Raw genomic sequence first — 26,386 nt, 5'->3', positions numbered from 1 at the left:
AAAGCTATTGGCGTGTGATTTTTGCAGCCGCAATTTTACGAATGTTTAATTTCGGAAAACGAAATTCAAAGGGTCAGTTTGCTCGAAATCTGGTTTGTTCAATCAAAATCAATGACAGCGCGTCCGATGACTTTCCGGTCTTCGATAGTGCGCAATCCGGCGGTGGTATCATCCAGACTGAAATGGTGGGAAATATGTGGACGCATTGCGCCTATCTCTGCGAGTTCCTGGAGCGCATCGCTTTGGCGTTTTGCCAGCGCAGGATCACGGCGTGGAGTTTCCCCGGCGCGAACGCCTATCAGGCTATAGGCTTTGATCAGCGCATGATTGGCTGGAAATGAAGGGATTGTTCCGCTGGCAAATCCGATGATCAAATAGCGTCCTCCAAATGCGATTGATCGCGTTGCGGTGATAGCAAGGTCGCCGCCCACAGGGTCGTAAACAACATTGGTCCCAGCGCCTTTGGTCAGTTCTTTCACCTTCGCTGCCAGGTCCGGATCGACAGGGTCAAGCGCATGATCTGCACCCGCATCCAATATTACTTTGCGTTTGGCGGCATTGGAGCCGGTGCCAATCACTATAGCGCCAATATGCTTCGCCATCTTGATCGCAGCCATTCCGACGCCGCCACTGGCTCCAAGCACCAATACGCTCTCACCCGGTTGCAAGTTTCCTTGCGCCACTAGAGCATGCCATGCGGTTGAAGCAGCGGTCTGCCAGCAAGCGCCTTCCGCAAATGAGAGGGCGGGGGCCAGGTGATTTGCGTTTTTGGTTGGCAGGACAATCTGCTCGGCAATGCAGCCCCTTTTGATCCTGCCAGAACCCGGTCACCAACGGCAAAATCCTCTACGCCATCAGCAATTTCAATCACCACTCCAGCAACTTCCAGGCCCGGTACAAATGGAGGATCGGGACGAAACTGATACTTTCCATAAGTCATCAACAAGTCGGGAAAATTGAGACCAGCGGCTTTGACTGCGATCCGAATTTCATTTGAAGCAAGTGATTTTGGCGTCAGGTCTTCAATAACTATTGAGTCCGGACCGGTTAGTGCTGTGCAGACAGCAGCGCGATATGTTGGGTTCATGACTGTATCGCCCGCACGATATCCTGCGTGAAGGCTTCAATATCGAAACGCGTTTCCGATGTGTCGTAGCCACGGCGCACAATCACAACGTCAAGCGAGGGAATGATGACCAGATATTGCCCGCGATTGCCGAAGGCTGCAATTGTATCTTTGGGAATTCCTTCGGATGTGTTCATCAGCCAGAAGGACGCACCATAGCCAAATTTTCCATTTGGTTGCGGACCTGACGGTGCGCTGACATATTCGCGCCAATTCTCGGGCAAAAGCCGTTCGTCGTTCCACATTCCGTTGTTCAGGTAAAGTTGACCAAGCCGCGCCAAATCGCGGGCTGTGGTCCACACCTGGCTGGAGAGAATGTAATTATCCTGCCAGTCGGTCTCGACATAAGTCCGCGTCATGCCCAGCTTCTGGAAAAAGGCAAAAGGATCAAAATCATGTTCTGCGGGGATGTAGTTTCCAAGCTTGAATTTCCAATCGAGATGCTGCGCGCGCGCGGCATGAACGGCCAGCATCGTATCATTATTAGCATAGCGATAGCGCGACCCAGGTTTGTATATTAGCGGCCAGCTAGTAGCCCGCTCAGTGACGCTTGCGCCGCCCATATAAATGGGGTCGGTGCGATTGCCCGCTGTGTCGCTGACCAGTCCGCTGCTCATACGGAGCAAATTATCGATGGTGAGCGATGAACGCGGATCACCAAATTTCTGCCATTCGGCAATTTGCACCGGCGCGCTGAAGTCAACCATTTTCTGCTGGACGGAGTGGCCTATCAACGTGCCGGCCATAGATTTGGCGACCGACCATGTGCGCTGGGCGGTGTGAAGGTCGTGGCCTGATTTATAAGTTTCGGCAATGATCTGATTATTTTGGATAACAAGCGCTGCGCTGGTTTTGTTTCCGGGGCCATAGCTTTGCGCGTCAAAAGCCGCGGTGACAAGATCACGGACCGCCGTCGTTTGATTCCCAGCGCGCACTGAAGGTGTCATATCCCCCATCGGCCATGGACGATCATCATTAAACTCGCGTGTTCTTATGGGCGCTCCGATCTTCAGACCACCAAAGCCGATCGGCATGGCCGTGCAGCCGCTTTTGCGATTCCAGATAGCGGTCCGCGGGGGGGTATTATCGGCAAATGATACACGAACTTGTCGTTCCTCTTGATCGATCTCTGTCGTCAGCGTGGGTACGATTTTGGCGATCCGTTCATAAATTCCATTGAGTTCATCCGCTTCGATATCAGCGAGAGATTTGCCGCCGTTCCACAGCCCCGAGCAAATAAACTGCGCTTTATACCCTGCCGCCAATGCGCGATTATAGGTTTCCGCATCGCTATCAGTCTGCGCATAAGCGGGACCAGCGATAAAGAGCGCAGCGGCCATGATATTAGCGAGATTTTTCACTTTTCAACTTCTCCCAATATTCCAGTCGTTCGCGGATCTTGTGTTCGAAGCCGCGATCTACCGGTGCGTAAAATTGTTGCGGCTCCATTTCTTCTGGCCAGTAATTATCACCGGAAAAGCCTTCATCGGTTTCATGGTCATAGCTATAGTCCGCGCCATAACCAATGTCCTTCATCAGCTTGGTCGGTGCGTTGAGAATATTCTGCGGCGGCATAAGCGAGCCGGTTTGTCTGGCGGATCGCCAAGCTGATTTTTGAGCGGCATAGGCGGCGTTAGATTTGGGCGCCGTGGCACAATAAAGGCAGGCCTGCGCAATCGCGAGTTCTCCCTCGGGACTACCGAGAAACTGATAGGCATCTTTGGCGGCCAGCGCCTGCACAAGCGCCTGCGGGTCTGCGAGACCGATGTCTTCGCTGGCAAATCGTACAATTCTGCGCAGCACGTAAAGCGGCTCTTCTCCGGCCACCAGCATCCGCGCCAAATAATATAGCGAGGCTTGTGGGTCTGATCCACGCATCGCTTTGTGGAGCGCTGATATCAGATTATAATGGCCTTCACGGTCCTTGTCGTAGACCGCCATGCGCCGGTGCAGTAGCTTGGCGAGTTCCTGAGGATCGAGCGGCTCATCAATTTGCAATGAGAACAACGTCTCGGCCTGATTGAGCAAAAATCGTCCATCACCATCAGCGCTGGCGATCAATGCTTCCCAGGCGTTGGTCGTTAGGGGCAGGGTGGTGCCCTCCAGTTCTTCCGCCTTGCACAAAAGCTGCGATAGCGCAGCGCTATCGAGACGGTTGAGTATGAGCACTTGTGTCCGGCTGAGCAGTGCAGCATTGAGTTCAAACGAGGGATTTTCAGTCGTCGCGCCGACTAGTGTCACTGTGCCCTTTTCTACAAAGGGTAAAAAGCTATCTTGCTGCGAGCGGTTGAAACGGTGGATTTCATCCACAAACAGCAAGGTTTTTTGACCGGTCTGTTGGCGCTGCTCGGCCTCAGCGAAAACTTTCTTGAGGTCTGCCACACCTGAGAATACCGCGGAAATAGCTTTGAAACGAAGATCGGTTTCGGTGGCCAGCAACCTTGCAAGCGTGGTTTTGCCGGTTCCGGGCGGTCCCCAGAAAATGATGGATGAGAGTTTCCCCACACCAATCATGCGGCTCAAACTACCTCCTTCGCCAACCAGATGATCTTGGCCAACTACTTCGTCCAGTTTGCGCGGTCGAAGCCGTTCGGCAAGCGGCGCGCCGGGAGCCACTTCGTTTACCGCTTCGGTCGGATCATCTGTGGTGAAGAAATCGTCCATCGCCCAATCCTATGCCATCTTCTGGCGGCAAAAACAGTATGTTCGTCGAAAGATTCTTGAAATTTGGGCGAAGAAACAGATCATGCTATGACGTGGGCCAAATATTGGGGGAGAATAATATGGAAACGATCAAACCAGACACACCTCGTCACCTTTGGGTCGTAGGTATAATCGCAACATTGTGGAACTCTGGCGGTGCGCTGGACTATACGATGACGCAGACCAGAAACGAGTCTTACATGGCTTCTTTTACGCCGGAACAACTGGATTATTTTTACAACTTTCCCGCATGGGCAGATGGCGTTTGGGCGCTTGGTGTCTGGGGCGCGTTCATTGGTTCGCTATTGCTGTTGTTTCGAAGTCGTTTTGCCGTACCGTCGTTCTGGATTTCTCTGGCTGGTCTGATCGGATCAGTGATCTACCAATTGACCGCTGATATGCCAGCCAGTCTGAGTTCGCCATTCATTTGGCTGTTCACCGCTGTCATCTGGCTTTCGATACTGTTTCTGATCTGGTATTCGACAAAAATGCGCGCAAAGGGTGTGTTGCGCTAGACCTATCTTATCGCCTTTGATTGTATTGGTCCCTGGCCCGACTGCCGCTGGCGAATGAGGCGGATATAGGTGTCGGCTACAACCTGATTGATAGTGTCCCAGTCATATTTGTTACTTTCGGCCAGGGCGGCATTGCCATGCTTTTTACGCAATCCGGGATCGTTACAATAGTTCTGCAATCGGTCGGCAAATCCGGTGATAGAACCCGGTTCAACCAGATAACCGGTAACTCCGTCTTTAACGATACTGGCGCTTCCCGTTGCCCTTGCCGCAACAACCGGTTTGCCGCATGCCATTGCCTCCAGCGTTACGTTTCCGAACGTCTCGGTGACCGAAGGATTGAACAGCATATCGGACGATGCCATGGCGCGCGCCAAATCCTTACCTGACTGAAAGCCGACAAATTTTGCATTCGGCATCCGTGATCGGAACCAGTCACCGGCAGGGCCTTCACCGATAACAATCACTTCATGCCTTACCTTTTGTCGCTTTAGCTGATCAATAGTGTCGGCAAAAACATCTAACCCTTTTTCCATCACTAGACGGCCGAGAAAGGCGATCGCCGGCTCGTCATCCGCCAGTCCAATGCTCCGACGCCACTCCATATCACGTCGGTCGGGACTAAATATGTCGCGTTCGACGCCGCGGGTCCAGATGCCGATGTCGAAATTCATCCGCTGTTCGCGCAGTACTTGGGCAAAGCTTTCCGAAGGGGCAATCAGGGCGTCACATCTGCGGTATAGCTTTCGTATCCAGGCGACCATCAGCGGTTCAACAAAGGACATATTATAATAGCGAAAATAGGTTTCAAAGCGAGTATGGACCGACGCAATCACCGGGATATTGCGCCGTCGTGCCCAGGCAGCCGCCTGACGCGAAACCCGGTCCGGGCTCGAAATATGCAGAACATTCGGATTAAAGGCTTCAATATCCCGCTGAACCCGGCGGGAAAATGATAGCGGTATCCTATATTCTGGACGGTTCGGGATGACCATGGAAGGTACGCTTACGAGCTCACCAGTTGGTTGGAAGCCGGGATTGTCAATTGTAGGGGAGTAAACACGAACCTGTGCGCCCTTGCTCAACAAATAGCCCACAAGCCGGTTCAGCGCCTTATTGGCGCCATCTACCGTCATATTGTAGTTGCCGCTAAATAGCGCGATGCGAAGGTCACTCATTTCCATTCGCGCCTTCAAGCATAATCGCGTGGAAATTGCCATTATGAACTTGTTGGTTTAGCAATCGCGGATGATTGAAACTATAATTGATACTTTACTGATCGGCAAACCGCAGGTTTTTACTGATGATGGTCAGTTGAGCGCTATCGTAAAGACACCGATATTTGATGACATTTGGCTCGGTGAGTTTGGATTTGAAGGCAATGAAGTGGCAGATATGTTACATCATGGCGGGCGCGATAAAGCGATACACCTTTATCCGATCGAACATTATGATTTTTGGCAGGAAAAATATCCCGATGTCGATGCTTTAAATCAGCCGGGCGCTTTTGGCGAAAACATAAGCTGTGCCAACATGACCGAAGACAAGCTTTGTCTGGGTGATATTTTTCGTATTGGTGATGCGCTGATCCAATGTAGCCATGCGCGGCAACCGTGTTGGAAATTAGACCATCGGTTTGGCAAGCCGGATGTGTTAAAAACGGTGTTGAAAACCACCAAATCCGGTTCGTATTTTCGGGTGCTTGAGCCCGGTAAGGTGCAGGCTGGAGACAGCATCAGTCAGGAACATCGACCATTTCCGAAATGGCCTTTGGATGAAGTTTTCCGGCTCATTATCGGCGGTGCCCACAAGGGCAGGGAAGATGATCTTAAATATCTCGCGAATATGAGCGTCTTGGCAGATAGTTGGCGGAATCGTGCACGGCAAATGCTTTGAGGTGACAGTCTGGCCGGTTTGGAGGGTTATGCTTCGGTGCCCACAGGTTCTTCCGGTGGATGAAGTCGCAGTTTTCTAACCTTCCTGTCATCCGCTTCGCGAATTTCGAGTCTCCAGCCACTAGGATGCTCAAGAATTTCGCCTTGGGTAGGAATATGACCCGCCAAAACAAATGCCAAACCGCCAATCGTATCGACATCCTCGTCTATTTCTTCCAGTGCGGGATCAATTTCCTTGCCCACATCATCAAGTTCGGCACGTGCGTCAACTTCCCAGATGCCGCTTGCGCGCTGCACTAGCATGGGAATGGGTTCATCATCATGTTCATCTTCGATTTCACCAACGATTTCTTCGACAATATCTTCAATCGTCAATAGGCCCTCGGTGCCGCTATATTCATCAATGATAATGGCCAGATGGGTTCGCGTTGCCCGCATTTCGGCGAGCAGATCCAAGACACCCATCGATTCCGGAACAAACCGCGGTTGCCGCAGAAGCGGTGTAATATCCGTTGGCGGAGTGCCGCCTTTGGCGACAATTGCGAAAATATCCTTGATATGGATCATACCTATAATCGTGTCGAGATTGTCTCGATAGACCGGTATCCGACTATGACCATGTTCTGAGAATATATCGACAAACTCGCTGAACGGTGCGCTCACCTCGATGGCGATTATGTCGGCTCGGGGAACTGCAATATCATCAACCCGATTGTCACTAAAATGTAGCAGATTGCGGAGCATTTCTACTTCAACCGGAGAAATATCTCCGTCTTCGCTGCTATCGCTCTCTGCATCATTCTCGTGTTCGTCGATAACCTCTTCTATCTGGGCCCGGAGACTATTGTCTTCCTCTCCACCAAAAAGCAATGCTTTCAGCTTGCGCCATATCTGGCCTGGTTCATCTGCTTCCCTGTTAGCGGTTCCATTTGAACGGACTGTATTTTCAGTCGCTCCGCCGTTGCCATTATCGTCTGTCATTTTTCGTTCTATTACTCTTTATTGGCTCTGATCAGCATAGGGATCAGCGATACCTAAGTTCTTGAGTGCACGCACTTCCAAGGCTTCCATAATAAGCGCGTCGGCTTCGTCATCATGGTCATATCCCAGCAAATGCAGGGTGCCATGGACAAGAAGATGAGAGACGTGGTCGGACAATGTTACATCTTTGTCCTTTGCTTCGTCGATGCAAATATCCCGGGCCAGAATCATGTCGCCGAGCAGGATTTCTCCATCATCGCTATTGGCTAAGCCGCTCAGTAGATCCCGTTGAACCTGTGGAAACGACAATATGTTGGTCGGCTTATCCTTGTGGCGGTAGTCCTTGTTCAATTGCTTCACTTCGCCATTCTCAGCGAATTTTACGCTAATTTCCAAGGCAAACGGTTGCTCTGCCATTTTTGCAAAGGGGGTTATCGATATGGCTGCCGCTGAGGCTGCTTTGCTGATTGCTTCCCAATTTATGTCAGTTGGCCATTTTGGGCTGCGATCTATTTCAACCTCCAGCATCTTTGCCCTCATAGGCTTCGACAATCTTGCCGACGAGCGGATGGCGCACAACATCAGCGGCGCCAAATTCGACCATACTGACTTTGTCGACGTCCTGCAGCTTGCTCACTGCATCAGCGAGGCCGGATGTTGCATGGGCCGGGAGATCGACCTGTTTGGGGTCTCCGCAAACCACCATGCGGCTGTTCATGCCAAATCGGGTGAGAAACATCTTCATTTGAGCTGGCGTCGTGTTTTGCGCTTCGTCGAGAATAACAAACGCATCTGCCAATGTGCGCCCGCGCATGAATGCAATTGGCGCAATTTCGATTTCACCACTTTCAATCCGGCGTTCTACCTGTTCGGCAGGCAAAGTGTCGTAGAGAGCATCGTATAGAGGGCGAAGAAACGGATCGACTTTCTCCTTCATATCCCCAGGAAGGAAACCGATTTTCTCGCCTGCTTCAACGGCTGGCCGGGATAAAATAAGCCGATCCACTGAACCGCTGACCAGTTGTGATACCGCTTGTGCTACTGCGAGATAGGTTTTGCCCGTACCTGCAGGGCCAAGTGCAAAAATCAGATCATCGCGTGCGAGCGCTTCCATATAGTGGGCTTGGCGAACAGAACGCGGGAATATGGTTTTTTTGCGCGTTTTGATCATCACTTTTGGTGCCTGTGAAACATCAATCTGAGATGATTTTAAATTAGGATTGGCTATCTTTGCGACCCGTGGGTCCGCCACCATTGTGATGATTGCTTCGACGGCGCCTCCGTCGATTTCTTGTCCGTTTTCCAGTCTGTTATAGATGCCGGCCAGAACATCACGCGCCTGATTGGCAGCTTCCTCCTGACCCTCGATTTTCAACCTTTGACCACGTGCTGCAATGTAGACTCCGAGCCGGTCTTCAATGGTGACGATATTCCTGTCATATTGACCAAATAATTCACCAAGCAGTTGTGGATCATCAAATTCAATATCAAGCGTTACAAGATTGGTTTCCGCTTTACTCGTAGTTTTGCGCGGCATCAGGCAGCGATTCTTTCTCTAATTCGACCGGTCATACTATTGGGACCAGCGGCTTCAATTTCCACATCAACCATATCGCCGATTTTCAGCCCGGGTGCGATGACGTGAACCGACTGCAACCAAGGCGTCTTGCCCACAAGCTGCCCGTCCAGCTTGCCGATACGTTCAAGCAGGATTTCGGTCTCGCGACCAATGGTTTGAATATTAAAGTCATGTTGCTGTTCATTGAGTAGAGCCTGCAATCTCTGGAGTCGTTCGTCCATGATTTCCGGTGCGATTTGATCGTCCATCGTCGCGGCAGGCGTGCCTGGGCGGGGGGAATATTTGAATGAATAAGCCTGCGAATAGTTGGCTTCGCGCACGATGCTCAACGTATCTTCAAAATCTGCATCAGTTTCGCCTGGAAATCCGACGATAAAGTCACCAGAGAGAGCAATGTCGGGCCGCGCATTCCTCACGCGGTGTAAAATTTCGAGATAGCTTTCGGTGGTGTGCGAGCGGTTCATCGCCTTTAAAATTCGATCGCTGCCAGATTGTACGGGTAAATGCAGATAAGGCATAAGCTTGCCGACGTCCGCATGGGCGGCAATCAGCGCGTCCGTCATGTCATTGGCATGGCTGGTAGTGTAGCGGATACGTTTCAAGCCCGGAATATCGTCCAGCGCTCGGATCAAACCATCAAGACCGTGTGTTTTGCCGTTGTCATCTTGGCCGGTCCAAGCATTCACATTTTGCCCGAGCAGTGTTATTTCTTTAGCGCCGCCATCGACAAGCGCCTTGGCCTCGTCAATCAAATCAATCCAGGGACGAGATATTTCAGCACCGCGGGTATAGGGCACCACGCAATACGTGCAAAATTTGTCGCAACCTTCCTGCACGGTAAGAAAGGCATTTGGGCGTGCCTGCTTTCCTCGGGTTGGCAGTGCATCAAATTTTGATGCGGCGGGCATGTCGGTGTCGAGCGCCTTCTTGCCTGTTTTTGCCCGGGTGATCAGTTCAGGAAGGCGGTGGTACGCTTGCGGGCCAACGACGATATCGACGCTGGGCGCGCGCCGCGAAATTTCTTTGCCTTCCGCTTGCGCGACACAACCGGCCACCGCAATCATCGGGCTGGTGCCATCTTTTTTGCGCAACCGTCCAATATCGGAATAGACTTTTTCTGCCGCTTTTTCGCGAATATGGCAGGTGTTGAGAACTACCAGATCCGCCTCTTCGCCATCGGCGGCATCAGTCATGCCTTGGTCGATCAGCATTTCGAACATACGTTCGCCATCATATACGTTCATTTGGCAGCCAAAGGACTTGATACGGAATTTTTTTGGATCGGGTCTCGAGATTTGGTTTTTGGACATAGCGCGCGCCTATACTACGGCCTCGCCTGACAGTGAAGCGGAAAGCGCTCTGCTTATCCGCCTTTCGGCTTCCGCACAAATCGACTTTCGGTCGCCGAAATCAGCGGGATCAAATGGCTCCAGAAAATGGAGAGTGGCCTGTATCGCTCCAAAACGCGAAAATAGTCGGACCGCGTTTGCAGCAGCGCTTTCTTCGCCGATCCAAGCTATATCTTTGCTGACCTTACCGTAATTCAGTAACATAGGTTGAACCATGATGGGCCTTGGCGGCGGTGCCATTGCCTGAAAAAGTGACGGCTTAAAAGGAAGCAGGCTATGACCATCCGTGGTGGTACCTTCGGGAAACACCGTAATCGGATATTTTTCTTCTAGGGCTTCGCGAACGATTTCGATTTGACCACCAACATTCATGCGGCTGGTCCGCGAAACAAAGATAGTTTTATTGATCCGGCAAAGTGTGCCGATAACCGGCCAACTGGCGATCCCGTCCTGTGCGATAAACGTACACCCGGTTTGCCCGGCGATGATGGGAATATCAAACCATGTTATATGATTGGAGACGTAGAACACGTCGTTTTCGAGCCGCTTTCCGCTGGTGCGAACGACCGCACCGCAGTTCAAGCCTACAAGCCAAAGAAAATATCGCGGCCAAGGCGATGGCAAGCCAAGCAACCGCCAAAGACCGTGAATGGGCAGGAGAATAAGTAGACTGAGGATTATAGCAAGTGCGCGAATCGCGAACAAAAAATATCTGAGAACGGCCAATTACTGGGCCAATATCTTATTTATCCCGTTCAGAGGAGACACCATATAATTCCATTCGGTGATCGACGAGACGGTAGCCTAATTTTTCCGCAATTTGTTTTTGCAAAGCTTCTAGCTCCGGGTCAACAAATTCTATGACTTTGCCAGTTTCCACATCAATCAGATGATCATGATGCGCTTCCGGTACAGCTTCATAGCGTGCCCTTCCATCGCCAAAATCATGCCGGTCCAATATTCCGGCTTCTTCAAATAAGCGAACAGTGCGGTAAACGGTGGCAATTGAAATGCGGGAATCGACGGACGATGCGCGTTCGTGCAGCGTTTCTACATCAGGATGATCTTCGGCGTCAGAAATTACGCGGGCAATCACACGACGCTGGTCGGTAATACGCAAGCCTTTTTCCGCGCAAAGCGCTTCGAGATCGATTTTTTGAGCCATTTGCTCCTTCCATATTGAAGCCCTGACTCTATTCGTGGTGGCTGATGAAGCAAAGGGAAAATTGTGGAGCAATGTCCACAATTTTCCAATTTAATTCTATTCCAAAAGTTTGGCTATTTTTTGCCACGCTTTTTACCAAGTCCAATTGCCTTGGCGAGTTCGCGGCGTTTTTCAGCATAGTTGGGCGCAACCATGGGGTAGCTTGCAGGGAGTCCCCATTTTGTCCGGTAGTCATCTGGTGTCATTTTATAGTGGGTCATCAGGTGGCGTTTAAGCATTTTTAGTTTCTTGCCATCTTCCAGGCATACAACGTAATCTGGCTTGATTGATGACTTAATCGGTACGGCTGGTTCAGACCGTGCCGCAGCAACTGAATTTCCGGATAACTCTGCTAACGCACCATGCACGTTGCTGATAATTAACGGTAAATCTGAAACGGCTACGCTGTTGTTGCTCACATGAGCTGCTACTATGTCTGAAGTGAGAGTAATGAGTGTCTCATTCAGAGCAATTTCTTCCTCTGTCATAAATACCTCTTTTGCGACCATTATTATGGTTTTAGCAGTTTTCTGCTGTAGACGTATTTACACGATTGTAAGGACGCTGCAACAAACATCTATTATGGATGTATAGGCTGGAACCATAATTTAAAGATCAAGCCGATAGCTAATAGCATCAAACTTTTGAGCGTCGTTTCCGGTATAATAAGCTTTTCGAAAACCAATCTTTTGAAATCCGAATTTGCCGTATAATATTTGGGCTTTATTGGTCGATCTGACTTCCAAAAAAATTGACGTAATGCCACGATTTCGGGCATTCTCGATAAGTTTTTTGAGCAATATTCGGCCTAATCCTTTTTTTTGATAACCGGGGCTTACCGCAATCATCAATAATTCTTCCTCATCAAGCACTGTTCGACTGATTATAAAACCGCAATAATCTTGATTAGTCTGAGCGAGAATGAGTTTTGTGCCCGGAAGGGACAGCATCGATCGGCACTGATTCTCGTTCCACGATTCTCCAAACTCAGGGGAAAATGCTTCTGTCATTATCTCCATCACGATTAGAAGATCGTTGAGGCTGCCTTCCGACAAAACAATCACTTAGTATCGCCTAGGCTGCACATGGAAGGACCGAATTTCATTGTGTTGTCGCTCTGTCATCGGGTCTGGTAGCTGGGTTTGCATCGGGCGCTCTCCCATAAATTGGACTCGTCGCCAATTCCCGATCATCAATGGTAAGCAGTTGCGTTTTTGAAGCATCTGGAAACATGAATGCATAGGTGATCCTGGCATTTTCTGCTGCCAGTGATTGCGCTGCAGACCCGACGAAAAATTCCGATTGCGCGTTTTTCAATGCCGCTTCTTTACCCAATGATTGAAGCTCATCTTGTGCCATTCCATCAGCGCCATAATTCTGAACAAAATACTCGCCATGTCCGCCATTCATGACAACATATAGGCCGCTTTTCTGCTTCATCCCTCAAGTGCCTGTGCTGCGATCAGATGGAGGCATTGATATGCCGAAACCTTTGCGTTCCAGGCGAGAGCCAATGCCTTCGCAGCCGATAGGCCAATTCTCACACCCGTAAAACTGCCCGGGCCGCAGTTGACGATTATTTTTTTTGCTCGCCCATTGTCAGGCAATGCCTTGATCATCGGGATCAGTCTTTCAGCATGGCCGCGACCAATTTCTTGATAGTTGCTAGCAACAATCTCACCATGATCAAAAAGCGCGACAGAGCAAGCCGGTGTAGCCGTATCTATCGCAAGAAGCCTGTCCACCACTTTAAACTAAATGATGCTATTGAATTTGCCAAAGTCAGGTCGTGGGCTGCGATCAAAGATAGTTGATGGATCTCCGTAACCCAAAGTCGAGATAAAGTTGGATTTCACATTGGGTTGATCGCCGAAAAACTCTTTGTCGACCGCGTCATTATCAAACCCGGACATTGGGCCAGTATCAAGACCAAGCGCACGGGCGGCAATAATAAAATAAGCGCCCTGTAGCGAGCTGTTACGCATTGCATGTGTGACCCTCGCTTCCGGGTCATTTTCAAACCAGCTTTTCGCATCGGCGTGCGGGAACAGCTCTGGTAGATATTCGTGGAAATTCTGATCCATGCCAATGATCACAGCGGCGGGAGCCGTGCGAATTTTTTCCTGATTACCTTCAGATGAGCGATCAGCTAAACGGTTTTTTGCTTCTTGACTGTGACACCAGACCATTCTTGCGGGAAGCATGTTAGCGCTGGTCGGCCCCATCTTCATGAGATCCCAAATACCATGAAGCTGGCCTTCGGTTACTGGCTTATCATGATATCCATTGTAAGTGCGCGCCTCGAGGAATATTTGATCGAGGGCTTTGTCATCAAGGGGAGTATTCATATGATTCCTGCTTGTTGCGTTTCAGACCTAGCGGCTCAGGCCGCTCTCACTTCAACGACTTCGGGCACATAATGTTTCAATAAAGATTCGATCCCTTGTTTTAACGTCGCGGTTGACGAAGGACAGCCAGCGCATGCACCCTGCATCTTAAGAAAAACCACGCCCTCGTTAAAACCGCGATAAACAATATCACCCCATCATTGGCAACTGCTGGACGCACGCGCGTTTCGATCAATTCCCTAATTTGTGCCACAATATCCGCATCTTCGGGATTATCGTGAACCTCTTCTTCCGGCGGGATATGGATATCGCCAGCCGAGCCGGGTTTGAATAACGGCAGATTGGCGGAGAAATGATCGAGTAAAATGCTGAGGACCTGTGGTTTCAAATCGGTCCACTCCGAACCGGGGCCAGCGGTTACCGAAACAAAATCGGAACCAAAAAAGACACCTGTTACATCACCAAGAGTAAACAGGGCCTCTGCCAGCGGTGAAATATCCGCATCCTCTGGTGAAGCGAAATCGCGCGTACCATCGGTCATGACGGTTTGTCCCATCAGAAACTTCAGAGTGGAGGGGTTCGGGGTTTTTTCTGTTTCAATAAGCATAAACCTTATTTGGGAGCTTATCACGGTGCTATCAAGGGAAAATTAGAAGCGGCTGCCGCAAATCTGTAGTCTGGTGACGCAATATTCACTGGCCAGTCAGATTCCTCCTGCTTATATCCTTGGCATGAAAATCAAAACACGCGGCCGTAATCGCCTAATCGCTTTGTTATCCTTCATCATCGCTGCGCCGCTCTTGGTCCCGCCGGCGCTGGCTCAAAACAGCGACAATGATAAGCCTCAGACAAAGACGGTTAAAGAAATCAATCAGGATGCCAATCCGCTGCCATGGCTTTACAAAGGTAGCGACGTTCCAGTCGATAAAAGCTGGACCTTTGGCGAACTGAAAAATGGGCTGCGGTATGCAGTGAAGAAAAACGGCGTGCCACCAGGGCAAGTTTCTATCCGCGTGCGTGTTGATGTCGGTTCATTAATGGAAGAAGAGCATGAACGTGGTTTTGCGCATTTTATGGAGCATCTTACCTTTCGTGGTTCTAAATATGTGCCGGACGGCGAAGCCAAAAGGGTTTGGCAGCGTTTGGGTGCTACCTTTGGCAGCGATAGCAATGCAGAAACAACCCCGACGCAGACCGTTTACAAACTTGATTTACCAAATGCCAATCGCGAGAGTCTTGGCGAAAGTCTGAAAATCATCTCAGGCATGGTCAGCACTCCAGGCATGGAGCAGGCTTCTATCGATGCCGAACGGCCTGTGGTTATCGCTGAATTGCAGGAGCGGGCAGGGCCACAAACCAAATTGCAGGATGCGACGCGTGAATTATTTTTTGCAGGTCAACGGCTTGCTACCCGCTCACCTATCGGTACGATCGAAACGCTAAACGGTGCTAATGAAAATACTGTACAAACCTTTCATCAACGCTGGTACAGGCCAGAAAATACCGTGGTGGTCATTGCCGGCGATGGTGACCCTTCCGTTTTTGAGGCGCTAGTGCAGCAGCATTTCTCAAATTGGAAGGCGAAGGGAGTGGCTGGCACTATTCCTGATTTTGGTAAGCCGGAAGAGACTGCAGATAGCAGCCGTGTTGTGATCGAACCTACTTTGCCGCGCTTTATTTCCATGGTTACAGCGAGGCCCTGGGAGCTAGTCGATGATACGATTGCCTATAACCAGCAGATATTAATTGATTTACTGGCATTGCAACTGATTAACCGGCGGTTGGAAGCGCGGGCTCGCGCAGGCGGAAGCTATCTTCAGGCCAACGTCAATCAAGATGATGTAAGCCGCTCGATCGATGGCACTTTCGTTAGCATAGTTCCGTTGACCGAAGACTGGGAGGCCGCGCTAAAGGATGTTCGCGGTGTAATCGCAGACGCTACGGCGAATGCGCCATCGCAGGCTGATATTGCGCGGGAAATCTCCGAGTTTGATTCAGCACTGGCGATTGGTGCGGAAAGCTATGCCACCGAAGCTGCGCGCAAACAGGCAGATGATATTGTCAACGCAGTCGATATCCGTGAGACAGTTGCAACCCCCAAGTCGCTCTGGATGTTTTTCGCGCAATGCGCGATTTATATACGCCGGAGAGGCTCTTGTCCTCAACACGAAAATTGTTTGAAGGTACGGCAACCCGCGCATTATTAACCTCTCCAGTTGTTGTTGATCAAGGAAAGCAAAGGCTTGCAACGGCTTTGGACGCCGATGTTAAAGCGGCGAATGGTGTGCGCGTCAAGCAAGCACAACTTGGTTTTGATGCACTGCCAAAAATTGGAAAGAAGGGTAAGATAAAGTCAGCTGAGAAAATCGACCGGTTCGATGTAGAAAAGATCATATTGCAAAACGGCGTCCATGTGCTGCTTTTTCCCAACACCGCCGAGCGTAGCAAAATCATGGTCAATGTCAGATTTGGTAAAGGCTATAGCGGTCTGTCTCCCAATCAGGAAAGTCTGGTTTGGACTGGGGCATTAGCACTTATGGCGAGTGGAGTTGGTGATCTTGGTCAGGAAGAGCTGGATAAAATTACCACCGGTCGTCGGATTGGATTGGGCTTTGATGTCGATAATGACGCCTTTGAAATTAAGGCCGATACACGGGCCGCAGATCTTGAAGATCAACTTCATCTCATGGCGGCAAAACTCAAATATCCTCGGTGGGACGCTGCTCCTGTTGTGCGTGCACGTGCAGCCTCCCTGATCGGTTATGATAGCTTCTCTGCATCGCCGCAAGCCGTCTTGCAACGTGATTTGGAATGGCTGGTTCGCGGCAAAGATCCGCGCTGGAAAACGCCCGATAAGGAGGCTTTTTCTGCATTGACAGCTGACGATTTCAAGAAGTTTTGGGAACCTATTTTGGAAGACGGACCTATCGAGTTGATGATATTTGGCGATTATAATCGCGATGAAGCAATAGAATCTGTGCTCAAAACATTTGGAGCACTAAAGCCGCGCGAAGCGCGAGCGATCGTTCCCGGTGCGACATCTCCTGAATTTCCAGCAGGCAAAGCGGGACCGGAAATATTGGTCCACAAGGGCGACAAGGATCGAGCAGCTGCAATGGTCGCATGGCCGACAGGTGGCGGTCTGGATGGTGTCCGAGAAAGCCGCAAACTTGAAGTTTTGGTATCAATTTTCAACGACCGAATGTTCGAGATTCTGCGCTCCAAAGAAGGCGCGAGTTATAGCCCGCAAGTCGTAAATAGCTGGCCAGTAGAGTTTCAAACGGGCGGATACATAAGCGCTGGCAGTCAATTGACCCCTGACAATGTGGATCGATTCTTTAATGTCGCGGATTTGATTGCTAATGACTTACGGCAGAAGCCTGTTAGCGAAGACGAGTTGAAGCGTATTGTGGAGCCGCTTCGTCAGCTCATTTCCAGGGCAAGCAGCGGCAATAGTTTTTGGATGAGCCAGATGGAGGGGGCGAGCTTTAATCCAGCAAAATTCCAAGTTTTAGGGACATTATTGAGCGATTACACTGTGATTACACCAGCAGAAGTGCAGGCGCTTGCGCAGAAATATCTGGTTGATTCCACCAAGTGGAAACTGGTGATATTGCCGGAAGGTGATCAGGTCGCTGCGAATGACAACCGTCCGCTTTCTTTAGCTGATATTAAATCGAATCAACAATAGCCAAAATCTGTGCATTGGTTGGCCGCTTTTTATAATCGTTTGAAACGGATTTGGCCAAAATTGTTCCGTCAGAGCCAACTACAAAAACGGCTGCATAAGGCACACCCATTGCCCGTCCTTCGGTATATTGTGGATCACGGATGCCAAAGGCGTCAATCACAGCAGACGGTTTGTCTGACAGCATTTTATATTGGAGCATCTGATTCATTGCAAAGCGATCTTGCGGGCCTGGATCGTCGTAACTCACGCCATGAATTTGATATCCGCGCTCGCTAAGGTCGGCGACGATACCGTTTATCGCTTTGAGCTGGGTTTGGCAAAAAGGACACCATTCCACAGAACGCGTAAATACCAGAACAGCCGGGCGACCAGCCACTATTTCTGCAAGCGTGGTTTTCCCCTCGACTGTTGCAAATGCGGCATCCATCGGGGCCTTCTCACCAACGGCAAGTCCGGCATCAATAGTGCTGCTTTCGTCGATGGGTTCGACGATAACAGACTTTATTGGTTTTGTTTCACTGATTTCCGTCGATTCTTCCGTTTTTGCGGCGTCGCTGTTTTCAGCGCCAGAACACGCGCCCAAAAGCAGAGCAGGGGCTAAGGATATCATCAATATGGTCTGTTTGGTCATAGCTATTCCCTATAAGATACTCGCCCTATTCGCAGGATAAATTTGCGTGGTTACAGCTCACTATTCTATTCGATAGAGGACTTCGTCCAGCCCTGTAAAATCTGTGAATCGATTTCTACTATAGCACATATTTTGACAAGTCAGTGTCCTTAGCGACGTCTGACAATTGCTTATCTACAAAGGCTGCATCAACCAAGATCGTTTCACCTTTACGGTCTTCCGCTTCAAAGCTTATGTCTTCCAGCAGTTTTTCCATCACTGTTTGCAGACGTCTAGCGCCGATGTTTTCGACGGTTTCGTTCACGTCAGCAGCAATTTTTGCAAGCTTTGCGATGGCGTCCTCGGTTATTTCCACTGTGACGTCTTCGGTGCCAAGCAAAGCAATATATTGTTTTGGCAGATTGGCTTTGGTCTCGGTTAGAATTCGAACGAAATCGGCCTCAGTCAATGCTCGTAATTCGACGCGAATTGGCAAACGCCCCTGCAATTCAGGAAGCATATCGCTTGGCTTGGAAATGGAAAATGCACCGGAAGCAATAAACAAAATATGATCGGTTTTCATCGGTCCATATTTTGTGGCAACTGTCGTGCCTTCAATCAAAGGCAATAGATCGCGCTGGACGCCTTCACGGCTAACGGAACCACCACGCACGTCACTAACTGCAATTTTATCAATTTCATCAAGGAATACTATGCCATTGGATTCTGCATCTGTGATCGCAGACCGGGCAATGTCATCATCCTCAAGGCGTTTGTCAGATTCTTCCTCGATCAGCTTGTCCCATGCATCCGCAACTCTCATTTTGCGGCGCTTGAGGTTGTTTTGTCCGAAAGCCTTGCCCATCATGTCGGAAATATTGATCATGCCAACCTGGCCTCCCATGCCGGGAATTTCCATCGGTGTATTGGGTGTGTCTTCCACTTCAATCTCGATTTCTGAATCATTCATATGGTTATCGATCACACGCTGGCGGAAGCTTTCCCGCGTTGCCTCGCTTGCATTCTCTCCGCACAGAACATCCAGCAGGCGTTTCATTGCCGCTTCTGATGCCGCTTCACGAACGGATATCCGACGACGTTCTCGTTCGAGGCGAACAGCTTCCTCAGCCAGATCACGGGCGATTTGCTCAACATCCCGGCCGACATAGCCAACCTCGGTGAATTTTGTCGCTTCAATTTTGATAAACGGAGCGTCCGCGAGCTTTGCAAGCCGTCGCGAAATCTCGGTTTTGCCGCAGCCAGTGGGGCCGATCATCAATATGTTTTTGGAGTCACTTCTTCGCGTAATTCTTTTGGCAATTGCTGCCGCCGCCAACGATTGCGCAATGCCACCGCAACGGCCCGTTTGGCTTCCTTTTGACCGACAATATGTTCATCAAGCGCTTTGACAATGGCTTTGGGTGTAAGGTCGTTGTTCATAGATATCCGATATTTGAGACATGTTAAGCAGCAAATCTGGTGTTTATTTTGGAATGTTCAAGCGCACCGCATCGCTTTGGAAATGGAACTGTGGCCGTTAATAATGTTTCTCGCAGTTTCTGGATCAGGCGTCAGGTCGGTTTCTCCTTGATCATATGTTCCGCCTAGAACAATCCCGTCTGAGCGCGGAAACATATAGAGCCCGTTTCTGGTGGTATAGGCATAATCGATTTCCGGCTGCGGCAGCAACACTTCGAGCTGGCCCCGGACGGGCACGAGTTCGTCGTCGCCAAACAGTTTCGCAGAGCCCAAACCAGTACAATTGCAAATCAGCTTTTGCGGTAGCTCCTGTATCTGTGATTGATCAGCAAAGTGACGAACGCCTATTTTTCCGCCAGAAATGAGTATATCGCGTTCAAGTTGACGCAAAAAACGGGATGGCTCAATATACATCCCGTTCCAGCGCCGAAGATGTTTTGTTCCGAACGGATTCTGATCCGGCGGAATTTCCCGTTTTGCCGGGACCATCGAAGCGATCAGCTGATCTGTCAGACCACCCCCTATCGGACTAGACGACAATTCATAATTCTGGAGCCAGCGCACCCCATATTGCTCGCCGACGAATATCTGATAGCGCTTATAACTATAGTTCGCCGCAGCGATAAACTGCTGCTGGAACCCCGATGTTACAAGCGAGCGCCGAAAAACGCTACTTGGATACCATTGCCCGCCGGCGATATTGGATGTTGTGTTGGGCGGAAGCTGACTCGTGTAAATTGTTACTGAACGGCCAGCTTCTTGCAGCAAACGTGCGGTAGTCAGTCCCATGATACCGGCTCCAAGCACGGCAACCGGCCCTTGCGTGTCCTGTAATGCCAGATCAACAGCCAGCCGCGAACTGCCCCAGGCCAGTGTAATTCCGCCGCCGCCATGTCCGTAATTATGGACTATTTGTTTGTCGCCCAGCGCTTCGCGGCGCACAACAAACCCTGTGGGACGATAAGGGCGAAGCCCGACCAATTGTCTTATGACGCGGTCTTGCGAAACATTTACAGGTGAAAGGCATTTCTGCGGACCGGGTAGGGCGATGCCGGTATCAGCCACAGTGGTACATCCGTTAACAAATACGGTGCTACCGAGCGCAATGCCGCTGGCAAGAAGGGATCTGCGATTGATGGAACCAGATGCAAGCACAACGCTAACAATAGGCAGTTATTGCTCGCTGTCCAGTATCTCCATCGTGAACTGATCATTGGTATATACGCAGGTCTCTGCAGCGATTATCATTGCTTTTTTGGCAAGCTTCTCAGCATTTTTTTCATAGTCGAGCAGCGCTTTCGCCGCGGACAACGCGAAGTTTCCGCCCGACCCAATCGCCGCAATGCCACGCGTTGGTTCAAGCACATCTCCGTTGCCAGTGAGGATTAATGTCACTTCTTTATCAGCGACAATCATCATGGCTTCCAGATTGCGAAGATATTTATCAGTGCGCCAGTCTTTGGCCAGTTCCACCGCCGCACGCATGAGTTGCCCATTATGGCGTTCCAGCTTTGCTTCCAGTCGCTCGAACAGGGTGAAAGCATCCGCTGTCGCGCCAGCAAAGCCGCCAATGACAGAGCCATCATGAAGTTGGCGGACTTTGCGTGCATTGGGTTTCATCACCGTGTCGCCCATCGATACTTGGCCATCGCCGATTACGACAACTTTGCCACTTTTACGGACGGATAAGATGGTGGTGCCATGCCATTGTTGCATGCCGTGGTGTTGATCATTTGTCATATATGGGGATATGGGAAATCCTCGGCGCAAGTGCAACAGAGAGAATTTCAGCTTTGCATCATTATCCGGACTTCGTCTCCGGAATACATCCGCACATCCATGGATTCGATTTTCAGACCGGCGATTGCGGCATTGAATGTCGCCACGTGGGGTTCTTGAAAATGAGCGTTGAGATCATCTTCACTGCGCCAACGTTCACAAATATGGAAAATGCTTGGATCCGAGATATCTTGCGCGAAGCTGTAATGCAGGCAGCCCACTTCCTTATCGCTGGCTTTGGCAATTTCAATAACCGGAGATATTATATCGTCTAACGATTCGGAAGCGACTTTAATTACGCCTTGTACGAATATCATGTTTCAACTCCCACATGGCTGCTTTCCGGAATTGCGTTGCGATATGGCAAAAAAATGGCGACCAGAAGGCCGCCATCTTAAAATTCCACAACGACCTCAGCTCAAGGGCTGGTTGGCGTATTTTCACTGCCGTCGGCCGCGATAATAATACCAGCGATGACTGCTGCTGCAGCGAGAATTGCGAGAATGATTCCAGACCCGCCTTCAACATTGCTTTCCTCATCTGCTGATGCCGCAGCACGAACAGGCTGAGATGCTGGGGCTGCCTGTGCGAACACAGGTGCGCTTACCAGCGATGCGGCTGCTACTGCAGCCATTCCAATTTTACCGAAACGCATAATTTGCTCCTTCAGGGTTTCGCATTTCACTCAATACGTTGAGTGCTCTGCCATATCAAGTTACGTTAATCAACCAATATTTCCGTAGCTTAAACTTTTTTCAGCCGTGTGACAAAGATCACACAATAAGACAAAGCATGCCAAAATTCAGCTATTTTGCGTCGCCTGTTGTGATCCATCAATCCGCTTTTTTTGATGAAGTAGCCGCATTTTGGCTCAGGCCATAATTATTTTTCCGTCTGGAATAAGGCCTTTCTGAACTTTCCTCGTGGTTATTTTCTTGATGTCCCATAGCTGTTAACCATAAAATTTGAAAATTTCCTCGACCTTTGTGCCGATTCGAAACACACGGACGTTAACTAGTTATTTGCCGTGGATTTTATAACTAACAAATTGTTAACAACGATTCATGGAACAAATAAGAAAACGGTCGCTGGTATTGAGAGAAGAAGGAGCTAGGCATCCTTTCCGGCTTTCTTTGCCGAGGGAAATCCTTCAAGTAGCGGAAGAGCAGGTTTTGGCGGAAGCAGAAAGTTCGCCAGAGAAATTTTGGCAAAACGAAGACCTTCACCTTTTTTTGCTCAGTTTTGTCGCATTTTTTACGGCGTTCTCCATTTTTATTTTCTGATTGCTTCGCCGGTTACCGGATCATCACAGGCTAGATGAAGCTGTTGGCCCAGCCATGCTGCAACAACGCACATGGCCGCAACCAAAAGCAGTTGCTCCGCCGCGCTCACGCCGATCATGCTCAGCGCCAGCGCAAGAACGGCACCGATAACCATGCAACCAGAATTCACAACATTATTTGCTGCGATTGTTCTCGCGGTTTCACTGATCGGGACTGTAGTGGTCAGGAATGCATAAAGCGGCACGACAAACATGCCCCCAGTAATCGCTATTCCTGCAAGAATGAGCAATACCGGCCAAGCCGTTGGTTCTTGCATGAAAGTCGAGATAGAAAAAAATTCGCCAACGGGAAGCGGCGTCCATCCGCGCACGATAAAGTAGAACATCACCACGAAAATACCCATCGCGATGACGCTAACCGGCGCAAATCGTGCGGACACTTTGCTTTTGAGCAAACGATTGATCAATATGGAACCGATCGCGATTCCTATTGAAAAAATGCCAAGGAAGAGGCTCACAACTTCGGGCGAACCCGAGAAAACGTTTTTCACCAATGGCTGGAATTGGATGATCAAAACCGAGCCAATCGTCCAGAAAAAGCTTATTGCGATAATTGAGAGATAAAGCTTGCGGACATGGAGCGTCGCTGAAATCAACCGAAATGAGGATCGAAAAACATTGAAGTCGATTTTTTCCATCGCCTTCTGCGACGGTGCGTCGGGTACAAATTGTGCCGCTATACGACCGACGATGGCGACTCCGAGCACGGCAGCAATAGCCAACTCGACGCCATGGCCATTGCGATCAATGATCAGGCCGCCAAGCACTGTGCCAAACAGAATGGCGATGTAAGTACCAGCTTCCACCAATCCCGTGCCTGCCAGAACTTCGTCGATTTCCAGATGTTGAGGAAGAATCGCATATTTAATCGGACCGAAAAACGTTGACTGCAATCCAAGCAAAAACAGCGCTAACAGCATGATGGTCTCGGATTCAATGAACAATCCGACTCCGCCGATAATAGCGATGGCTATCTCCAGAGTCTTAACCAGACGGATGATACGGGCCTTGTCATAATTGTCCGCGAGTTGGCCGGCCAGTGCAGAAAACAGGAAAAATGGGAGAATAAAGATGCCTGAAGCCAACGCGTTAAATGATGTTTCCCGTTCAGTCGCGCCTTCCAGCCCATAGATTCCGTAGGTGACCAATATGACCATCGAGAATTTGAACAAATTATCATTAAAAGCGCCTAGCAACTGCGTAATAAATAGTGGCCAGAATTTCCTTTTGGCCAAGAGTCGCAAGGTTGATGTCATTGTGAAAATTTCCCGTATTTGATCATGGTCAGGTTGTGGTCAGATCGCGGTTAGACAGGGAGGAATAGATTTCAGCGGCACAGTAGCGAAGTTGAACCAGAGCGCAAGCCAATGCACATGCTAGCTATCAACTCGCAAGATTTGTACAGGTCTCAGTGACGATTGGATTTCACTTTCATTAAAATTTCTTTAAGGCAGTTCGGCATGTTGAACGTCCCGAACATATTGACTCTGTCCCGCATCCTGACCGTGCCGTTTCTGGTGTGGCTGTTATGGGAACCTGATTGGAAATTGGGTTATTGGTTGGCGTTTGCTCTATATGGCTTAATGGCAATTACTGATTATTTTGACGGCTATCTTGCGCGAGCCCAAGGCACAGTGTCGAAGCTCGGTATTTTTCTCGACCCGATTGCCGACAAGATCATGGTCGCCTCGGTTGTACTTATTTTATGCGCTTCGGGCGATATTGAAGGCTATCACGTCATTGCCGCTTTGGTCATTTTGCTGCGTGAAATAGCTGTTTCGGGATTGCGCGAGTTTCTTGCTGGTTTGCAAGTTAGTGTTCCTGTGTCACGATTGGCCAAATGGAAAACCGCCTTCCAACTTATATCGCTGGGTGCTTTGATATTGGCTGGAGGCTTGCCAGCGTTGTTGTGGATTAAATCTATCGGCTTGGTAACATTGTGGGCAGCAGCTATTATAACTCTGATCACAGGGTGGGATTATCTTCGCGTTGGCCTGAAGCATATGGATTAAATGGCAGATACATTGACGATCATATATTTTGCTTGGGTAAAGGAGCGTCGCGGCTGCAGCGAAGAGCAAATAGTTCGCCCGGCAGCCGGAACCACAGTTGCCGAGCTTTTGCAGCAGTTGCAGCAACACGATGCAAGTTATCGTAGCGTATTTGCCGACACCGCCAAACTCCGTTTCGCGCTGGACCAAAACTTTGTGCAACATAGCGAGGCTATCGACGATGCCGATGAATTAGCGATATTTCCGCCGGTAACCGGTGGATGATAAAAGTTCATGTCAGTGAAGAGGATTTCGACACAGGAGCTGAAATAGCTGCATTGGCGAATTATGGCGGTGGGGCGATTGCCAACTTTATTGGACTGGTACGCGGCGACGGAGATGTGACCGGTTTGGAACTCGAACATTACCCAGCGATGACAGATAAAGCGCTGCATGCCATTGCTGATACTGCCGCTGATCGATGGCCACTGCATGGGATCACTATCATCCATCGTGTCGGAAAATTGGTGCTTGGCGATCAAATTGTGCTGGTGTGTACAGCGTCGGACCACCGGCAAGCGGCATTGGGTGCCTGTTCTTACATCATGGACCGCCTAAAAACCGATGCTCCATTCTGGAAAAAAGAATGGCGAGACGATGGCAGCAGCGACTGGGTGGAAGAACGTCAGATTGATCTTGATGCAGCAGAGAAGTGGCAGAACAGCTGAATCGTAAAAAATGACCCGGTCAATGGGCACCGGTAACCCAATTTTGTCCTTGTCGCATAATTTCCGCAAGCAGCTTAAATTCTTCTTTACGCGGACTATTTTTGCGCCAGACCAGAACGATGTCGCGATAGGCATTTTCTGATTTTATCGGCCGAGCGATAATATCGGTATGCTCGAGGATGCCGCTATCGATCGCCATTTTTGGTAGCAGGGTGAAGCCGAGACCATTGTCTACCATTTGCACCAGCGTATGCAGCGAGGTGCCCATCATGCGAGCGGATGCCCGCAATTCCGGTCTGTTGCAAGCGGCGAGGGCATGGTCTTTCAGGCAGTGACCGTCCTCCAGAAGCAGCAATTGATTTTCGTCAATCAAAGCGGGATCAATCACGGCAGGCGGATCGCGTGGATCATCTTTGGGAAAAGCGAAAAAAATCTCGTCATCAAATAATTTTTCCCATTCCACGTCACCGCAGGGGAATGGCTGAGCCAGCAGGACGCAATCAACATGACCATGATGGAGCGAATCGCACGCGGACTGGCTGGTCTCTTCCTTCAAATATAGTTTGAGCTCTGGTCGTTCTTTGCGAAGTTGGGGTAACAATTTTGGCAAAAGGAAAGGGGCAATTGTGGGTATAACGCTCATACGGACGTTACCGGTCAACGGCTTCCCTGCCGATCGGGCCATATCCGAGAGCTCTTCCGCTTCCCGCAAAATTCGGTGAGATTTATCGACAATCAGATCACCCAGTTCGGTAAACCGGACCACGCGCCGGGTTCTTTCAACCAAGATCAGATCCAGCAATGTTTCCAGCTCTTTAATTCCTGCCGAAAGCGTAGATTGGGTAACAAAGCAGGATTCTGCTGCACGACCAAAGTGGCCATGTTCTTTCAATGCAACAAGATATTGCAATTGCTTGAGGGTTGGCAGGTAGGATGACATCATTGAGTCTTTCGATGAACAGACCGACATTATCCTCTTTTGCCGATTAGTGCGAGTATTAACCGGATGGAATATCAGCCAGTTGCAAGAAAGGACTGGAAAAAGCGGCACGGTAGCCTTAGCTTT

At 49.8% G+C, this 26,386-nt stretch carries 31 protein-coding genes and 2 pseudogenes; 8 read left to right on the top strand and 25 right to left on the bottom strand.

Features of this window, described 5'->3' with window-relative positions:
• Window positions 1–98: 98 nt before the first annotated feature.
• From HF685_RS03745 to HF685_RS03730, 4 genes are read right to left on the bottom strand one after another with little or no spacing between them, the layout of a single operon-like run.
• The gene (locus tag HF685_RS03745; protein ID WP_168818355.1) at window positions 99–683 is read right to left on the bottom strand and encodes a zinc-binding dehydrogenase; all 585 of its coding nucleotides are present in this window, start codon (window positions 681–683) and stop codon (window positions 99–101) included.
• A complete protein-coding gene (locus HF685_RS03740; RefSeq protein ID WP_168818354.1) occupies window positions 683–1,087 on the bottom strand; it encodes an alcohol dehydrogenase catalytic domain-containing protein in 405 nt (134 codons plus the stop codon). Before HF685_RS03740 ends, HF685_RS03745 begins: the two co-directional genes overlap by 1 nt.
• Entirely contained in the window at window positions 1,084–2,487 is a 1,404-nt protein-coding gene (locus HF685_RS03735) for a serine hydrolase domain-containing protein (RefSeq protein WP_246218731.1), read from the bottom strand. The genes HF685_RS03740 and HF685_RS03735 overlap by 4 nt, the downstream gene beginning before the upstream one ends.
• The gene (locus HF685_RS03730; RefSeq protein WP_168818353.1) at window positions 2,471–3,790 is read right to left on the bottom strand and encodes a replication-associated recombination protein A; all 1,320 of its coding nucleotides are present in this window, start codon (window positions 3,788–3,790) and stop codon (window positions 2,471–2,473) included. The genes HF685_RS03735 and HF685_RS03730 overlap by 17 nt, the downstream gene beginning before the upstream one ends.
• Before the next feature lie 119 nt (window positions 3,791–3,909).
• On the opposite strand from HF685_RS03730, the gene HF685_RS03725 reads away from it, so the two are divergent.
• The gene (locus HF685_RS03725) at window positions 3,910–4,344 is read left to right on the top strand and encodes a hypothetical protein (protein ID WP_168818352.1); all 435 of its coding nucleotides are present in this window, start codon (window positions 3,910–3,912) and stop codon (window positions 4,342–4,344) included.
• Window positions 4,345–4,346: 2 nt separating this feature from the next.
• On the opposite strand, the gene HF685_RS03720 is transcribed toward HF685_RS03725, so the two are convergent.
• Complete coding sequence (locus HF685_RS03720; protein WP_168818351.1) at window positions 4,347–5,528, bottom strand: glycosyltransferase family 4 protein; 1,182 nt, start codon at window positions 5,526–5,528, stop codon at window positions 4,347–4,349.
• A gap of 64 nt (window positions 5,529–5,592) precedes the next feature.
• Between HF685_RS03720 and HF685_RS03715 the strand changes: the two genes are divergently transcribed.
• Window positions 5,593–6,240, top strand: a complete 648-nt coding sequence (locus tag HF685_RS03715; RefSeq protein WP_168818350.1) for an MOSC domain-containing protein — start codon at window positions 5,593–5,595, stop codon at window positions 6,238–6,240.
• Between the two features lie 26 nt (window positions 6,241–6,266).
• Here the strand turns inward: HF685_RS03715 and HF685_RS03710 are convergent, their stop codons facing one another.
• The 12 genes and pseudogenes from HF685_RS03710 to HF685_RS03660 all read right to left on the bottom strand — a co-directional run bounded on the left by HF685_RS03710 (window position 6,267) and on the right by HF685_RS03660 (window position 14,307).
• Window positions 6,267–7,220: a hemolysin family protein gene (locus HF685_RS03710; protein ID WP_168818349.1), complete on the bottom strand. Its 954-nt coding sequence runs from the start codon at window positions 7,218–7,220 to the stop codon at window positions 6,267–6,269.
• Between the two features lie 18 nt (window positions 7,221–7,238).
• On the bottom strand, window positions 7,239–7,637 hold the full coding sequence (gene ybeY / locus HF685_RS03705; protein WP_343040078.1) for an rRNA maturation RNase YbeY: 399 nt from the start codon (window positions 7,635–7,637) through the stop codon (window positions 7,239–7,241).
• Window positions 7,638–7,734: 97 nt separating this feature from the next.
• Window positions 7,735–8,757: a PhoH family protein gene (locus HF685_RS03700; RefSeq protein WP_168818348.1), complete on the bottom strand. Its 1,023-nt coding sequence runs from the start codon at window positions 8,755–8,757 to the stop codon at window positions 7,735–7,737.
• The gene (miaB, locus tag HF685_RS03695; RefSeq protein ID WP_168818347.1) at window positions 8,757–10,109 is read right to left on the bottom strand and encodes a tRNA (N6-isopentenyl adenosine(37)-C2)-methylthiotransferase MiaB; all 1,353 of its coding nucleotides are present in this window, start codon (window positions 10,107–10,109) and stop codon (window positions 8,757–8,759) included. The genes HF685_RS03700 and miaB overlap by 1 nt, the downstream gene beginning before the upstream one ends.
• A 9-nt stretch (window positions 10,110–10,118) precedes the next feature.
• Window positions 10,119–10,730, bottom strand: a complete 612-nt coding sequence (locus HF685_RS03690; protein ID WP_246218730.1) for a lysophospholipid acyltransferase family protein — start codon at window positions 10,728–10,730, stop codon at window positions 10,119–10,121.
• A 160-nt stretch (window positions 10,731–10,890) separates the two neighbouring features.
• Window positions 10,891–11,313 carry a Fur family transcriptional regulator gene (locus HF685_RS03685; protein ID WP_168818346.1) on the bottom strand — a complete coding sequence of 141 codons (423 nt, stop codon included), beginning with the start codon at window positions 11,311–11,313 and terminating at the stop codon, window positions 10,891–10,893.
• 113 nt (window positions 11,314–11,426) lie between these two features.
• Entirely contained in the window at window positions 11,427–11,840 is a 414-nt protein-coding gene (locus HF685_RS03680) for a Ros/MucR family transcriptional regulator (RefSeq protein WP_168821195.1), read from the bottom strand.
• 120 nt (window positions 11,841–11,960) lie between these two features.
• Entirely contained in the window at window positions 11,961–12,416 is a 456-nt protein-coding gene (gene rimI, locus HF685_RS03675; protein WP_211051337.1) for a ribosomal protein S18-alanine N-acetyltransferase, read from the bottom strand.
• A 37-nt stretch (window positions 12,417–12,453) separates the two neighbouring features.
• A complete protein-coding gene (locus HF685_RS16255) occupies window positions 12,454–12,792 on the bottom strand; it encodes a hypothetical protein (protein WP_246218729.1) in 339 nt (112 codons plus the stop codon).
• Complete coding sequence (gene tsaB, locus HF685_RS16250) at window positions 12,789–13,097, bottom strand: tRNA (adenosine(37)-N6)-threonylcarbamoyltransferase complex dimerization subunit type 1 TsaB (protein ID WP_246218728.1); 309 nt, start codon at window positions 13,095–13,097, stop codon at window positions 12,789–12,791. The genes HF685_RS16255 and tsaB overlap by 4 nt, the downstream gene beginning before the upstream one ends.
• 9 nt (window positions 13,098–13,106) lie before the next feature.
• Entirely contained in the window at window positions 13,107–13,700 is a 594-nt protein-coding gene (locus HF685_RS03665) for a malonic semialdehyde reductase (RefSeq protein WP_168818344.1), read from the bottom strand.
• Between the two features lie 35 nt (window positions 13,701–13,735).
• Window positions 13,736–14,307: pseudogene (locus tag HF685_RS03660) on the bottom strand (NifU family protein).
• 124 nt (window positions 14,308–14,431) lie between these two features.
• On the opposite strand from HF685_RS03660, the gene HF685_RS16245 reads away from it, so the two are divergent.
• Both HF685_RS16245 and HF685_RS16240 read left to right on the top strand, forming a co-directional pair.
• The gene (locus tag HF685_RS16245; RefSeq protein ID WP_246218727.1) at window positions 14,432–15,907 is read left to right on the top strand and encodes a M16 family metallopeptidase; all 1,476 of its coding nucleotides are present in this window, start codon (window positions 14,432–14,434) and stop codon (window positions 15,905–15,907) included.
• Window positions 15,826–17,391 carry a M16 family metallopeptidase gene (locus tag HF685_RS16240; protein WP_246218726.1) on the top strand — a complete coding sequence of 522 codons (1,566 nt, stop codon included), beginning with the start codon at window positions 15,826–15,828 and terminating at the stop codon, window positions 17,389–17,391. Before HF685_RS16245 ends, HF685_RS16240 begins: the two co-directional genes overlap by 82 nt.
• Here HF685_RS16240 and HF685_RS03650 read toward each other — a convergent pair.
• The 6 genes and pseudogenes from HF685_RS03650 to HF685_RS03625 form a co-directional block, all read right to left on the bottom strand.
• The gene (locus HF685_RS03650) at window positions 17,372–18,022 is read right to left on the bottom strand and encodes a peroxiredoxin family protein (protein WP_168818343.1); all 651 of its coding nucleotides are present in this window, start codon (window positions 18,020–18,022) and stop codon (window positions 17,372–17,374) included. The two genes, HF685_RS16240 and HF685_RS03650, sit on opposite strands and share 20 nt — an antisense overlap.
• A 118-nt stretch (window positions 18,023–18,140) precedes the next feature.
• Window positions 18,141–19,441 (bottom strand): annotated as a pseudogene (hslU, locus tag HF685_RS03645) (ATP-dependent protease ATPase subunit HslU).
• Window positions 19,442–19,498: 57 nt separating this feature from the next.
• Window positions 19,499–20,635, bottom strand: a complete 1,137-nt coding sequence (locus tag HF685_RS03640) for an FAD-dependent oxidoreductase (RefSeq protein ID WP_246218725.1) — start codon at window positions 20,633–20,635, stop codon at window positions 19,499–19,501.
• An 18-nt stretch (window positions 20,636–20,653) separates the two neighbouring features.
• Window positions 20,654–21,196: an ATP-dependent protease subunit HslV gene (hslV, locus tag HF685_RS03635; RefSeq protein WP_168821191.1), complete on the bottom strand. Its 543-nt coding sequence runs from the start codon at window positions 21,194–21,196 to the stop codon at window positions 20,654–20,656.
• A gap of 71 nt (window positions 21,197–21,267) precedes the next feature.
• Complete coding sequence (locus HF685_RS03630; RefSeq protein WP_168818342.1) at window positions 21,268–21,576, bottom strand: putative quinol monooxygenase; 309 nt, start codon at window positions 21,574–21,576, stop codon at window positions 21,268–21,270.
• Window positions 21,577–21,677: 101 nt separating this feature from the next.
• The gene (locus tag HF685_RS03625; protein ID WP_168818341.1) at window positions 21,678–21,914 is read right to left on the bottom strand and encodes a hypothetical protein; all 237 of its coding nucleotides are present in this window, start codon (window positions 21,912–21,914) and stop codon (window positions 21,678–21,680) included.
• A 409-nt stretch (window positions 21,915–22,323) separates the two neighbouring features.
• Between HF685_RS03625 and HF685_RS03620 the strand changes: the two genes are divergently transcribed.
• A complete protein-coding gene (locus tag HF685_RS03620) occupies window positions 22,324–22,542 on the top strand; it encodes a hypothetical protein (RefSeq protein ID WP_211051336.1) in 219 nt (72 codons plus the stop codon).
• On the opposite strand, the gene HF685_RS03615 is transcribed toward HF685_RS03620, so the two are convergent.
• Entirely contained in the window at window positions 22,532–23,857 is a 1,326-nt protein-coding gene (locus HF685_RS03615) for an MFS transporter (protein ID WP_168818340.1), read from the bottom strand. The genes HF685_RS03620 and HF685_RS03615 overlap by 11 nt on opposite strands.
• A 204-nt stretch (window positions 23,858–24,061) precedes the next feature.
• On the opposite strand from HF685_RS03615, the gene pgsA reads away from it, so the two are divergent.
• Genes pgsA through HF685_RS03600 form a run of 3 tightly spaced genes read left to right on the top strand, consistent with a single transcriptional unit; the run spans window position 24,062 to window position 25,320 of the window.
• Entirely contained in the window at window positions 24,062–24,613 is a 552-nt protein-coding gene (pgsA, locus tag HF685_RS03610; protein ID WP_168818339.1) for a CDP-diacylglycerol--glycerol-3-phosphate 3-phosphatidyltransferase, read from the top strand.
• Complete coding sequence (gene moaD, locus HF685_RS03605) at window positions 24,614–24,877, top strand: molybdopterin converting factor subunit 1 (RefSeq protein ID WP_168818338.1); 264 nt, start codon at window positions 24,614–24,616, stop codon at window positions 24,875–24,877. It abuts the gene before it with no gap.
• Window positions 24,874–25,320: a molybdenum cofactor biosynthesis protein MoaE gene (locus HF685_RS03600; RefSeq protein WP_168818337.1), complete on the top strand. Its 447-nt coding sequence runs from the start codon at window positions 24,874–24,876 to the stop codon at window positions 25,318–25,320. Before moaD ends, HF685_RS03600 begins: the two co-directional genes overlap by 4 nt.
• 19 nt (window positions 25,321–25,339) lie before the next feature.
• Here the strand turns inward: HF685_RS03600 and HF685_RS03595 are convergent, their stop codons facing one another.
• Entirely contained in the window at window positions 25,340–26,260 is a 921-nt protein-coding gene (locus HF685_RS03595; protein WP_168821186.1) for a hydrogen peroxide-inducible genes activator, read from the bottom strand.
• Between the last annotated feature and the right edge of the window lie 126 nt (window positions 26,261–26,386).

Source organism: Parasphingorhabdus halotolerans (assembly GCF_012516475.1).
GTDB lineage: Bacteria > Pseudomonadota > Alphaproteobacteria > Sphingomonadales > Sphingomonadaceae > Parasphingorhabdus > Parasphingorhabdus halotolerans.
The sequence above is the reverse complement of the archived record's forward strand: the minus strand, read 5'-3'. Positions and strand labels throughout refer to the sequence as shown.

Coding starts and splice junctions, on each gene's coding strand:
- HF685_RS03740 (WP_168818354.1), bottom strand. CDS start 1,087: ATGAACCCAACATATCGCGCTGCTGTCTGCACAGCACTAACCGGTCCG.
- HF685_RS03730 (WP_168818353.1), bottom strand. CDS start 3,790: ATGGACGATTTCTTCACCACAGATGATCCGACCGAAGCGGTAAACGAA.
- HF685_RS03725 (WP_168818352.1), top strand. CDS start 3,910: ATGGAAACGATCAAACCAGACACACCTCGTCACCTTTGGGTCGTAGGT.
- HF685_RS03720 (WP_168818351.1), bottom strand. CDS start 5,528: ATGGAAATGAGTGACCTTCGCATCGCGCTATTTAGCGGCAACTACAAT.
- HF685_RS03715 (WP_168818350.1), top strand. CDS start 5,593: ATGATTGAAACTATAATTGATACTTTACTGATCGGCAAACCGCAGGTT.
- HF685_RS03710 (WP_168818349.1), bottom strand. CDS start 7,220: ATGACAGACGATAATGGCAACGGCGGAGCGACTGAAAATACAGTCCGT.
- ybeY (WP_343040078.1), bottom strand. CDS start 7,637: ATGGCAGAGCAACCGTTTGCCTTGGAAATTAGCGTAAAATTCGCTGAG.
- HF685_RS03700 (WP_168818348.1), bottom strand. CDS start 8,757: ATGCCGCGCAAAACTACGAGTAAAGCGGAAACCAATCTTGTAACGCTT.
- miaB (WP_168818347.1), bottom strand. CDS start 10,109: ATGTCCAAAAACCAAATCTCGAGACCCGATCCAAAAAAATTCCGTATC.
- HF685_RS03685 (WP_168818346.1), bottom strand. CDS start 11,313: ATGGCTCAAAAAATCGATCTCGAAGCGCTTTGCGCGGAAAAAGGCTTG.
- HF685_RS03680 (WP_168821195.1), bottom strand. CDS start 11,840: ATGACAGAGGAAGAAATTGCTCTGAATGAGACACTCATTACTCTCACT.
- HF685_RS16255 (WP_246218729.1), bottom strand. CDS start 12,792: ATGAAGCAGAAAAGCGGCCTATATGTTGTCATGAATGGCGGACATGGC.
- HF685_RS03665 (WP_168818344.1), bottom strand. CDS start 13,700: ATGAATACTCCCCTTGATGACAAAGCCCTCGATCAAATATTCCTCGAG.
- HF685_RS16245 (WP_246218727.1), top strand. CDS start 14,432: ATGAAAATCAAAACACGCGGCCGTAATCGCCTAATCGCTTTGTTATCC.
- HF685_RS16240 (WP_246218726.1), top strand. CDS start 15,826: ATGCGCGATTTATATACGCCGGAGAGGCTCTTGTCCTCAACACGAAAA.
- HF685_RS03650 (WP_168818343.1), bottom strand. CDS start 18,022: ATGACCAAACAGACCATATTGATGATATCCTTAGCCCCTGCTCTGCTT.
- hslV (WP_168821191.1), bottom strand. CDS start 21,196: ATGCAACAATGGCATGGCACCACCATCTTATCCGTCCGTAAAAGTGGC.
- HF685_RS03630 (WP_168818342.1), bottom strand. CDS start 21,576: ATGATATTCGTACAAGGCGTAATTAAAGTCGCTTCCGAATCGTTAGAC.
- HF685_RS03625 (WP_168818341.1), bottom strand. CDS start 21,914: ATGCGTTTCGGTAAAATTGGAATGGCTGCAGTAGCAGCCGCATCGCTG.
- HF685_RS03620 (WP_211051336.1), top strand. CDS start 22,324: ATGGAACAAATAAGAAAACGGTCGCTGGTATTGAGAGAAGAAGGAGCT.
- HF685_RS03615 (WP_168818340.1), bottom strand. CDS start 23,857: ATGACATCAACCTTGCGACTCTTGGCCAAAAGGAAATTCTGGCCACTA.
- pgsA (WP_168818339.1), top strand. CDS start 24,062: ATGTTGAACGTCCCGAACATATTGACTCTGTCCCGCATCCTGACCGTG.
- moaD (WP_168818338.1), top strand. CDS start 24,614: ATGGCAGATACATTGACGATCATATATTTTGCTTGGGTAAAGGAGCGT.
- HF685_RS03600 (WP_168818337.1), top strand. CDS start 24,874: ATGATAAAAGTTCATGTCAGTGAAGAGGATTTCGACACAGGAGCTGAA.
- HF685_RS03595 (WP_168821186.1), bottom strand. CDS start 26,260: ATGTCATCCTACCTGCCAACCCTCAAGCAATTGCAATATCTTGTTGCA.